This window comes from Synechocystis sp. CACIAM 05, from assembly GCF_010222815.1.
GTDB lineage: Bacteria > Cyanobacteriota > Cyanobacteriia > Cyanobacteriales > Microcystaceae > Synechocystis.
Genome location: NZ_CP019225.1, coordinates 2,746,816 through 2,758,906, shown reverse-complemented (window position 1 = coordinate 2,758,906; position 12,091 = coordinate 2,746,816). Strand labels below are relative to the sequence as shown.

At 42.4% G+C, this 12,091-nt stretch carries 6 protein-coding genes; 1 reads left to right on the top strand and 5 read right to left on the bottom strand.

Annotated features, from left to right (window positions below):
• Nucleotides 1-427: 427 nt before the first annotated feature.
• Nucleotides 428-676: a transposase gene (locus tag BWK47_RS17155; protein WP_162328970.1), complete on the top strand. Its 249-nt coding sequence runs from the start codon at nucleotides 428-430 to the stop codon at nucleotides 674-676.
• Between the two features lie 163 nt (nucleotides 677-839).
• On the opposite strand, the gene BWK47_RS13025 is transcribed toward BWK47_RS17155, so the two are convergent.
• The 5 genes from BWK47_RS13025 to bchE all read right to left on the bottom strand — a co-directional run bounded on the left by BWK47_RS13025 (nucleotide 840) and on the right by bchE (nucleotide 11,970).
• The gene (locus BWK47_RS13025) at nucleotides 840-2,450 is read right to left on the bottom strand and encodes a hypothetical protein (protein WP_162328969.1); all 1,611 of its coding nucleotides are present in this window, start codon (nucleotides 2,448-2,450) and stop codon (nucleotides 840-842) included.
• Between the two features lie 183 nt (nucleotides 2,451-2,633).
• A complete protein-coding gene (locus tag BWK47_RS13020; protein WP_162328968.1) occupies nucleotides 2,634-3,986 on the bottom strand; it encodes an FkbM family methyltransferase in 1,353 nt (450 codons plus the stop codon).
• A 55-nt stretch (nucleotides 3,987-4,041) separates the two neighbouring features.
• Entirely contained in the window at nucleotides 4,042-8,217 is a 4,176-nt protein-coding gene (locus BWK47_RS17150; protein ID WP_162328967.1) for an FkbM family methyltransferase, read from the bottom strand.
• 255 nt (nucleotides 8,218-8,472) lie between these two features.
• Nucleotides 8,473-9,996, bottom strand: coding sequence for a photosystem II chlorophyll-binding protein CP47 (gene psbB / locus BWK47_RS13010; protein WP_162328966.1), 1,524 nt, complete (start codon nucleotides 9,994-9,996; stop codon nucleotides 8,473-8,475).
• Between the two features lie 474 nt (nucleotides 9,997-10,470).
• Nucleotides 10,471-11,970, bottom strand: coding sequence for a magnesium-protoporphyrin IX monomethyl ester anaerobic oxidative cyclase (gene bchE / locus BWK47_RS13005; protein WP_162328965.1), 1,500 nt, complete (start codon nucleotides 11,968-11,970; stop codon nucleotides 10,471-10,473).
• Nucleotides 11,971-12,091 lie beyond the last annotated feature (121 nt).

The window sequence follows — 12,091 nt, the reverse complement described above, 5'->3', positions numbered from 1 at the left end:
GCTATCAGTGATGTCCGTGCTGTAAAATTCTCGAATTATCATTAATTATGGTGAAAATTTTATTCTTTTCACCATTTTCCATTCTTCACCCTACTTTTCAAACACGCTCTAAAGAAAATAGATTTTACTAGAAAAAAAACTTATATTTACAGGGAAATAGATGAGGAAGCGAGAAAGGAATTTGAAAATGAGCTCAAGCAATATGCGGCGGAAAGATTGACTTATATGGATCAAGCTGGTCTAGCATAATACCCTGGACTACCCCTATGGATACTGTCATAAATCAGAGAGATTTAAGGGGACTAAATTAGGACATAGAACCAAGAGAGTCAGCATAATAAGTTGGTGGTGGAATGGAACGACAATAGCTCCCATGATATTTGAAGGATACTGTAACACCCAAGTGGTATGCAGGTAGATAGAAGAAATGTTGCTACCAGAGTTAATACCAGGTCAGATACTAATCATAGATAATGCAAGCTTCTATCCAAAAGAAAGAATAAAGGAATTGTTAGTAAAAGCTGGGTGTGAGGTTATATTTTTACCGCCATATTCACCGGACTTGAATAAAATTGAGAAGTTCTGGGCGAAACTAAAACGTTATGTTTCTCAATTTATTAGTAATGGAGAATCACTAATTGCTGCATTGGATATAGCGTTGAGAGAGCTGTCCTAATCATCTCATCCTTTGCTATATTAGTCTGGTCAGGAAATCTTCAAAGTACTCTACGTTAGAAGAATCCTAAAATTCTTTCCTAGTAAGTGTTTTATGGAGTAAGATACCAAAATTATTTCCCAGACTCAGGAAAGAGCGATATATCTTCATTATAAGTGCTTGCTTATAATCGACAGTAAAAGCGAATATTCAAATTTTCATAATATTTAGAAGTAAATAAATCAAGCTTTAAACCATCTATTTTTAATTGAGTAAAATCCCTTTCAAATTCTCTAGCATTTGCTAAAACTATACCTTTTATTTCTTCTAAATTTTCTTTAGTTAAACTTGTTATAGCTTGATTGTTATATATATTTTCAAGGGCTTCAGGATTTAAAAAGTGCCATCCTTTCTCATTAATAGTATTAGTTATAAAGTGTGAATTTTGAGTCCCATAAGTAGCAAGAAAAACTTGATTATTGTTAAAAATTTTGTCACTTATTACTTTAAAAGCGAAGATCATTTCATAATTAGTATAAGGATTTGCAAAAATAACTAATGAAGAGTTATTTCCAGTACAGCTTGAAACATCTTGTATCATTTCCTCAATATCACCGATCCTTTTAGTAGTATATATAAAATATTGTTTAGTCCACATAAAATTATTGCCAATTGCTATCACAATTATGATTGTCAGGATAAAAGCTATTACTTTAGAGTATAAATTACGTTTTTTTGTAATTGTATTAAGCGGATAAATAGTCAACCAAGAAATTCCTATAGAGGCTGGTAGTAAATAATGTGTAGTTAGTCCCGATTTGCTATACAAAATCATTTGGGGAATTATGATTAATCCACAGAACACATAAAATTTCAGCACATTAGCATTTAACTTGAACTTACTATGACAAATCTTTTGAAAATAGATAATTCCACACATAAAATTAGTAATTAGCGCTAAACCAAAAGCTGATTTATTTGCCTGAAATAAGTTAATATAACTAGTAATATAAAAAGTATTGTTATCGATTCCTGCGTATCCCGGCCCACCTACGTTTGTTAGTTTTATATAGGCTAAGAGTAACAGGAAGATAGCGATCATGAATAAAACAGTTATTTTTTTTTGAAGAAACGCTTTTTTGAAAGATTTATGTTCTTTCCAAGAAATATACCAAACTTTAAAGAAAGCTAATGCTGGTAACATTAAAATACAGGCTTCTTTATTGAGGGAGGCTGCTATTGAAAACAGAAGAAATAAACTATTTAAAAACAATTGAAGGTGTTTCTGATTAACCTTTAATGAAGCCACAAAGAAAGCCAAAGCAATCAAGAAGGTTGAAGTAGTTTCTGGGGTTCCGAACCTTGCATATGTAGAAGCTTGTGGCCCTAAAACAATTAGTCCAGTAAACAGAATAGATTCAAGATAAGAAAAATTTTGTAATCTTCCGATCAGATAAAATAGTAGACTTGTTGTAATTGCAATAATACATGATGACAAGTACCAAACAAGTGGTCTTAATCCATATACTTTAGCAAGGAAACCAATGAAAACATCATATAAGGGTCTAAATCTTAATTTTTGCTCGGGGGAAACTAGAGTAGCAAAAGGAGTAAAAAAAATGTCATGAAAACTTAGAGATTTACTATGAGCAAGCAGAATGCTGTGATCGTCTAGAAAATAATTAAATCCTACTTTAAAAATCCCGCTAGATATAAATAAGTAAATCCAACTCACTGTAATAATTAATATAGGTAAGATAAAGACATATCTTTGAAGATTGCTTAAATTTTTCATTTTTTTTCATTTTCATTATAAGGATAGTTTTATTTATGTAGTGAATTTACCTAGCTTCAAGAGACATGGGTAGTTTTTGGGGACTGATAACACAATAAATAGGTTGGAAGTCTGGATAACTTGGTTAGTTATGACTAATGATAAATTTAATTTTTTTTGCTCCATTCAATATTGAGAGACAAACTACGCCGCAAAATAGGTGGCAGGCATAACTGAATTGCACCATTTTAAAGCTTGGTTAAAAATTTCGTAATCCTGGAAGAAGAAAACATTGCCCCAAGAGTTTTCCAAGGAATAGTCCGAGTTGCAGTAATAACTGACCTCGTGCTGCCCCCAGATGCGATAGATGATAATATGCCAGCGGTAATCCCTTTGTCGCATGGCTGGTACCATATCCGCCAGATGATTCATGGCCCCGGTTTGCCCAAAGGGGAAAGTGGGATCCCAAAATTCAGCCAATACCACTGGGTAACGAAAATTTCCCATGCCTTTAATAACTTCTAGGTCAAATCCTTCTGTATCAATTTTGACTAAGCCAATATCATCAGGCAGAGTTCCCGCTTCATGCAAACTAGCGATGGTTTTGACTTCCACTGTAATACTGTCATGGAATACCAAGCCTTCAGTGAGGGAATGGCGAGTCAAACTGCTATAAAAACTGGCATCATCAAAAATTTTGTCTTCCGTCTGATCCACCACTAGATGCAAATTTCTGGTCTCATTGGCGGATCCTAGGGCGTAACTAAGAGCATGGAAACTGTTATTTTGTCCCAATCTTTCCTCTAATTTGGCTAATACTGGTGGAAAAGGTTCAAAGGCGTAAACTTCGTAACCAGTCTGTAACAATCTGGCGGAGACATCACCTCGGTTGGCGCCTACATCGATCGCCCGTCGGTGGGGAAGATAGGAGTAGAGATAAACCATCAACTCAATGTCAATCGCCTGGAAATAGCTGGGGTCGGTGACTACTTTAAATTTTTGATCATGGACATCGGCGGCAATCTGAGTTAAGTTTTCTCGTAAGAAAACGTCTTGCTGTTGGCTATTTTCTTGCAAATCCAAGAACTTATTGATTAACATTTCTTGGTAATGCTGCAGATTACCTAAAACAGCCTGGAACTCTTGGTGTAGCAGTTGATAACTTTGCTGGGATTCGCTCCTGATGTTCTGAAAATCTTGATGGATATAACTGTTACCCCTCTCCGATTCTTCCCTAATTCTTTGAAATTCTTGATGGATAGCATTAATCATCTGCTCGACAATAATTTGTCTTTGCTGTCCACTTTCAACTAAATATTTAATGGTTCTAGCTGTATCGAGGTCAGACTTAATCAGAAATACTTGATTTTCCAAAACCTGATTAATATTTTTATTTTTTTGCTCTAACTCTAATCTAATTTCTTCCAGGCTCTGATTGGTGGTTACTTTGATCTTGTCAACACTTGCCTGAAGGTCATCTAATTTCTGTAGGAAAAGATCTTTTAATACCTTGATTCTCTGAGCGATACGATTATTTTTTAATAATTGTTTGATCATTATAATTAGGCTTGGAATAGAAGGGACTTAACTTGAAGAGCTAGAAGAAAGAAGGCTAAATTTTACGACTGGTTTGAGGCACTAATAAATCCTGGCGGATGAACACTACTTCTTTTTGCAATAGGGTACCATCAATGGGCGATCGCCATTCACCAGTTTCATCGTAATAACGGAAGCCCAATTGATCTAAGAGATTAAGCATCTCTAAAAAAACCAGGGCATTTTCTTCGTAGCGGGCATAGGAAAGTTCTGCTATCACTAAGTCCACCTGATCGAGGAAATTTTTTGCCCCGGCGAGGACAATATGTTCGGCGAACTGCACATCCAGTTTAAGAATACCCCGTCCTTGGATATTTTCTTCTTCAGCTACCTGGTCTAGGGTTTTAACTGCTACTGTCTCCGTTTCATAGTCCCGAAAGTCCGCTGGGTTGAGAAGGGAACTACCATAAAGATCGGAGGAAACCTGAAAACTGAGCTGCCCAGATTCGTTTGAAACCGCAATTTCTAAAAACTTAGCTTTGGGAATATTTTTGAGGTAGTAATTTCGGGCAGCCTGTTCATAGCGGTTAATCAAAGGATCAATCAAAATGAACTGTGCTTCAGGAAAAAGTTGGCTGGCGGTGTGGGACCAAATTCCATGGGAAGCCCCCACGTCCATGACAAAATCAGGGCGGTAATGGTTAACTTTTAAGCGCCGCATCACTTGGTAAACCTGGGTATAATCTTTATAGATAAAGCTGGGCACTGGAGGCTCAATGAAATTTACTAAGTCAATCGGCGATCGCAGGAATAGAGATTCAAAGCGGTCATCGGCGGCTTGCCCTTCAGCAAGGGAACTCCAAATCCAACTATCAATATTGTGATCACCAAATTTTTCCGCTGCTGCCACGGCATTTTCCCTAAGAACCCTTTGACGTTGGGGGTCTAACACTTCAACCACCGCAGCCAAAAAACTTTCTGGAGTATAGTCACAAACCACGCCAATCTGAAAACGATTAACAAAACTAGCGGCGGAGGTTTTTTTGCTCCCCATCAAAATTACTGGCGTGTTAGATGTGGCCAGAGCAAATAAGATCCGTCCAGGTAAACTCAGTTGAGAAAACTGGGGCTGGTCGTCCCGCTCATCCATGGTGCCAGTGGGAACCACCACAAAAGGATATTCCTTTAGTTTTTCTACCAATTTATCTTCGGGAAAAAGTCCTTGAGCATAAATACCTTTCGCTTGTAACTCCTGTTCAGATTCCGTTAGCCAATAATATTTGGAGTTACCGTACCAATCCAATTGCACACCAGCTTCCTCAATGGTGTGACAGAGGTCGGCAAACCACTGTTGGCTCCAGATACTTCCCAGGAGGGCTCCCCGTTTTTGTTGACAGTTTTCCCGTCGGGGCTCAAACACTGTCGTTTTAATCAACTTGTGGGGAACCACTGCTGGCAAAATCCAAAACTTCAAACCAAATTTGTTTTCGTAGGCACCCCGCAGTTCTGGGTGAGTGGCAAAGCGCACATCCGCCTTTTGCAAAAATTCTTCCATTAGGGCATCGGGAATATTGTTGACTCTAATATTTTGGTCGTCCATAATCCAAATGCCCAGGGGCACCCCAAATAATTCCTTAATGGCGATCGCCGTCAGCAAATCTTCGGTGTAATAAGGGACACAAAAAATCCGACTAACTTCATGGTCAGCGAAAATATGGGTGATATTGCTGAAAACCTCCTTACGGCTCCAGCCTCGCTGGGGAAGATGGTAAGACTCAAGTCCAAAGTTATGGTCACCGCCGTAATGATTGTCGGAGCGCACAGAAATAATTTGTCCATCGTTGGGGAACACTCGTCGGACCAAAGCCCCTGTCCCATGGCGATAGTTGACTTCACTAGCGGTGATAACCACACTGGCATCGATGATCTTGGCCGTTTGAGCTTCAAAACGTGCATCCACAGCTTGACCTTCAGCTAGGGAATCCCAAATCCAAGTATCAATATTGCGATCACTAAATTTTTCCGCTGCTGCCACGGCATTTTCCCTGATAACCCTTTGACGTTGGGGGTCTAATACTTCGGCCACCGCGGTCCCAAAACTTTCTGGGGTATAGTCACAAACCACGCCAATCTGAAAACGTTTAATAAAACTGGCGGCGGAAGTTTTTTCACTTCCCATTAAAATCACTGGGGTGTTGGATGTGGCCAGAGCAAACAAGATCCGTCCCGGTAAACTAAGTTGGGACAGTTGGGGTTGATCATCCCGCTCATCCATGGTGCCGGTGGGAACCACCACAAAAGGATATTCCTTCAGTTTTTCCACTAATTTATCTTCGGGAAAAAGTCCTTGGGGATAAATACCTTTCCCTTGTAACTCCTGTTCGGATTCCGTTAGCCAATAATATTTGGAGTTGCCGTACCAATCCAATTGCACACCAGCCTCCTTAACACTGTGGCAGAGATCAGCAAACCACCGTTGGCTCCAGATACTACCCAGGAGAGCGCCCCGTTGTTGTTGGCAATTTTCCTCTAGGGGCTGGAATATCTCCGTTTTAATTAAATCTTGGGGCACCACCGCCGGTAGGATCCAAAACTTTAAGCCAAATTTGTTTTCGTAGGCATCCCTTAGTTCGGGGTGTGTAGCAAACCTTACATCCGCTTTTTGTAAAAACTCCTCCATCAAAGCGTCGGGAATATTATTAGCTCTGATGTTTTGGTCGTCCATAATCCAGATTCCCATTGGCACCCCAAATAATTCCTTAATGGCGATCGCCGTTAGCACGTCCTCGCTGTAATAGGGTACGCAAAAAATGCGACTAACTTCGTGGTCGGCGAAAATATGGGCAATATTGGTGAAAACTTGCTTACGGCTCCAGCCTCGTTGGGGTAAATAGTAGGATTCCAAGCCAAAACTATGCTCTCCACCGTAGTGATTATCGGAGCGAACAGAGATAATTTGGGCATCATTGGAAAACACCCGTTTGATCAAAGCCCCTGTGCCGTGGCGATAGGTAACTTCGTTGGGGGTAATGATCACACTGGCATTGGTAATCTTGGCTGGTTTTTGTTGGGCTTCAAAACGGGCATCCATAGCTTCGCCTTGAGCAAGGGAATCCCAAATCCATTGGGCAATACCATCAGCGTTGAGGTTTTGCCCTAGTCTAAAGGCCCGTTGGCGGATAGTTTGTTGATGTTCCAACAAATAATCAATTTTTTCGCGAAAATCCTCCGCTTGATAGTCGCAGACAGCACCAATGCCCTGACTCTGGACAAATTGGGCCACGGCACTTTCAGGGGAACCCACAACTAGAATTGGTAAGTTAGCGGTGGCGGTGATAAAGCAACTGCGGGAAGGCAGGCTTAATTTTGTCAACTCCGGGCGATCACCGCTTTGGTCAGAAGTCCCTGTGGGAATAACCGCAAAATTGGTGTTTCGTAGGATGGAGATCAACTCATCTTCCGGCACAAACCCCTTAAAGTTAATCCCATCTTCTTTCAACTCCGCTTCAGTAAAATTAAGCCAATCCCGGTTGGGGTTGCCATACCAATCAATTTTGACCCCCGTAGCCCGACACAAGGGCCGCAGTTGGTCTAACCATTGTTGACTCCAGACATTGCCAATCATGACTCCCCGGCGCCCATCCGGCGATCGGTCCCGACCCTGGGGAAATTCAGTTTGGATTAAATCCCCCTGCACCACCGGAGGCACAAACCAGAATTTACGCTTGAATTTAGCTTCGTAGGCATCACAGAGGGGACGGGAAATGCCCAAGCAAATATCAGCACGATACAATAGTTCACCTACTAAACTATCGGGCACCTGGGGAGAGTAAATATTTTGATCGTCCATAATGAAAACACATAATGGACAGTTGTACAAACGCTTGAGGGCAATGGAAATTCGGTAATCCTCTGGAAAATAGGGCACCGATAACAGTCTTCGGGGAGTGTAATGGTGCAACAGCCACTGCACTTGCTGGGCGATGGTGGTGAAATTATTTCCCGCAACTAAAAAATGGCGATCGCCAAACTCCTGTTGCCCTCCGTAAAGATCATGGGAGCGAATTGTCAATAGCTCATCTGAGTTGGAAAAAAGCCTTTGCAGTAAAACCCCCACCCCATGGTCGGCATTAATTTCACAATGGCTAATAACTATGTCCCTTTCCAAAGAATGAATACTACGGCCCAGGGCTTGGAGGGCATCGGCCAGTTCCTGTTGTAGGTTGTAGTGATTTTCAGTTAATTCGACCATGGTGATAATTAAGGGATGTTAAAAATTAGTAAAAGCAACTAATTTCAATTGCTTACCAGGGGCTTTGACCCTGGCATCATAGCACACTGGTAAGGTTATTAATAACTCTAAAAAAGCAACAAAAAGCGACTTCCCCTGTAGAAGAAATCGCTTTAAAAATAGTTTCTGTAAACTTTAAGTTTTGATTGAGTTAGCTCGACAAAAATAGATAACTCCCAAGACTTAAGCTGTGGTTAAAAGCTGTGCAAGAAGCACCTAGGCTTCTTTCCGGGTGGAAAGGTCACCAACCTTAGCAAACACACCAAATTCCACTTGTTCTTCCAAACCAGGATCAACCCCAGCAAATACGTCACGGAACAGAGTCCGGGAACCATGCCAGATGTGACCAAAAAAGAAGAGCAAGGCAAAGACAGCGTGGCCAAAGGTGAACCAACCCCGGGGACTGGTGCGGAATACGCCATCCGAGTTGAAGGTTTCCGTATCGAAGTCGAAGCCTTCACCCAACTGAGCTTTCCGGGCAAACTTCTTCACATCACTGGGATTAGTGAAGGTCTGACCGTCTAAAGCACCACCGTAGAAGCTGACCGTAACACCGGTTTGTTCCACACTAAACTTAGACTCGGAACGACGGAAGGGAATATCCGCCCGGACTACACCATCCGCATCGGTCATGATGACGGGGAAAGTTTCAAAGAAGTTAGGCATACGCCGTACCTCCAGTTCCCGACCTTCTTTGTCTTTGAAGATAGGGTGACCAATCCATTCCTGGGCAATGCCATCACCACTGTTCATGGCGCCGGTACGGAACAAACCACCTTTAGCGGGGCTGTTACCGACGTAATCGTAGAAAGCCAACTTTTCAGGGATGGTGGACCAGGCTTCAGATAGGGAAGCTCCTTCTGCTAACTGGCTATCAACCCGGCGTTGGATTTCTTCTTGAAAATAACCCTTATCCCACTGATAACGGGTGGGGCCAAAGAGTTCGATGGGGGTGGTGGCATTACCGTACCACATGGTACCGGCCACGACGAAAGCGGCAAAAAATACAGCGGCAATACTACTGGACAATACGGTCTCAATATTCCCCATGCGGAGGGCTTTATACAAGCGCTCAGGGGGCCGTACCGTAAGGTGGAAAAGACCGGCAATGATACCGACAATACCAGCAGCAATGTGGTGAGCCACTACCCCACCGGGGTTAAACGGGTTAAAGCCAGCTGGTCCCCATTCCGGTGCCACTGGCTGTACGTGGCCCGTCAGACCATAGGGGTCGGATACCCACATGCCAGGGCCCCAAACGCCGGTGAGGTGGAAAGCACCAAAACCGAAGCAGAGCAAACCAGACAAGAAGAGGTGAATACCAAACATTTTGGGCAAATCCAATGCGGATTCACCGGTACGGGGGTCAACAAATAATTCCAGGTCCCAAAATACCCAGTGCCATACGGCGGCTAGGAACAACAGACCAGATAGAACGATGTGGGCAGCAGCTACCCCTTCAAAGGACCAGAAACCGGGATCCAAACCAGTTTCTCCGGTGACGCTCCAGCCATTCCAGGAACTGGTGACACCGAGGCGGGCCATGAAGGGCAAAACAAACATGCCTTGCCTCCACATGGGGTTAAGCACAGCATCGCTGGAATCAAAAATGGCCAACTCATAGAGAGCCATGGATCCAGCCCAGCCAGCCACTAGGGCAGTGTGCATTAGATGGACAGAGATGAGTCGCCCTGGATCATTCAGGACAACTGTATGAACGCGATACCAAGGTAGTCCCATTGACGCTCCTTCTAGTAACGAATAGTGTTTTGTGTCTTAAAGACGTTTTAATTTTTATTCTGCGTTGGGTAAATAAAACCCTTGTCTATAGGTTGTGTTAACCGAACAAGACAGACAGAGTCAAGTTTTATCCATTATCCCTTACAAAGTGAGAATATTTTGAAGGATTGTAACGAGCGGCCAGGATTTCTGCAAGCTGTCCAGGGGATAGGCAAAGGGCTTGAATGACCTAGGGACGGTGCGGTTAGCCCCACCTTGCTCCCATAAGAAACTGGCGATCGCCAATGGCGTGGCTACAATGAACTGGCTGGGGACGACATTTTGGAAGCTGACCTGATGACGGAGGTGAAACAAGCTGAAGTCGCAGAAGACTATCCTGATTGTCCAAAAGGAGTCTGCGTCCTTGTTTTACGGAGAGATTTACAAAATCTACCTATCCATAAGCTAAGCAAAAAATGTTCTGACCGTTTTTACCTATTTAGAATCAGTACTCAAGGGAATTTCTTGATGTTCTTGTGGCATTCCCCAAAATTCCTGTAGTGTGGGGCCATTTTTCACTCGGCGATCGCCAAAGAAAAAATTAATCAGCTCATGTACTAAAACGCGACGACCCATCAGGGTAAACCAATACATTCCCCGTCGCGAAGCTTTATTTGGTTGAAACAATGAACGCCATAGGGCTTTCGGTCGAGTTTGTAGCAAAATTTCAATCAACTTTACCCACAGAAAAATTCGCCAGGGAGGCATATGGGTAGCTGCTAAAACTTGGTGCTTATAGTCCCATTTGGTTTGATCAAGTTGGATGACATGCCTTTCCGATGCAATGCTATAGAAACTAGTCCAACGATGGGGCGTAACGTACAACGACATAATTTGATCGGGATCGTAATACAGTAACTGCTTTAAAGCCTGAATAAAATCACGATCTCTAACCTCTTCAAAATCCGTTACCCAAGTGGCAAGGGAGAGAATATTATGCTGTCTTAATAATCGAATTGCTTCACGATCAGTGCTTGTCTTACTTCCTTTTCGTATGTGCTTGAGCGTAGCTTCATTTGTATTTTCCATACCTAACAAAAATCGCTCGACTCCTGCCCTGCGGTAAAGATGTAGAATATCGGCATCCCGTACAATATCATCTGCTCGAGTTGAACCGATAATAGTTATGGATATATTTTCGGCAATGATGGCTTCGCAAAAATCTTGCCAAATGGCTTTATTTACCGTTGGATTTTCATCCGCTAAATTAAATAATTGTACGCCGTGAGTTCGATGGAGCCAGGCAATTTCCTGGGCAATTTTTTTAGGATCACGATGTCGCCAACGGGCCCAAAATCCCCTTTGTCCGCAATAGTTACACAAATGGGGACAACCCCGGGAAAACTGGATAACCACGGCCTGTTTGCCGCCGTAATAGCTGTATTTTTTCAAATCTACGAGTTCCCAGCCCACACGATAGACATCAAGGTCTTGAATCATCGGAGCAGGCGGCGTTTCAATAATTTGTTCGTCGCGACGGAAGGCAATACCATCTACTTTATTTAAATCATTATGATTTTCAAGGGCGGCTATCAATTTGGCAACAGTAGCTTCACCTTCACCTCGAACAATAAAATCAATTTGGAGTTCCTTGGTTAGGATGTCATGAAAATGATAAGTCGGAAAAACACCACCATAAACAATTATCAAGTTTGGCAATCGTTTACGTAAAAGTAACGTTAGGCGGCAAACGATGGGATGGGCAGAAGTTGATCCAGAATGCCCAATCAAAAGTAATTGTGGGCAATGAGCGCAAACTTGTTCTACGATTTCATTATCTGTAAGTGGACCAAATTCAGCATCGAGCAGAGTAACATCATGGCCAGCATCCAACAATGGGCCACCAATACTTAAAAGCCCCAGAGGTGGCAGTTGTTCCTTTGGAATTCGGCTACCAATGGCCGGGTGGGGTGGGTTTAAAATGAGAATCCGCATTATTGTGCTTTATCCACTTTTTTTAGTCAGGGTCAGGCCATCCATGTCTCGATCTCCTAAGATTGTTTAAAAGTGCTCGCTAGTCTGATGATGACTAAGTAGATATTGGTAAATTATTTGA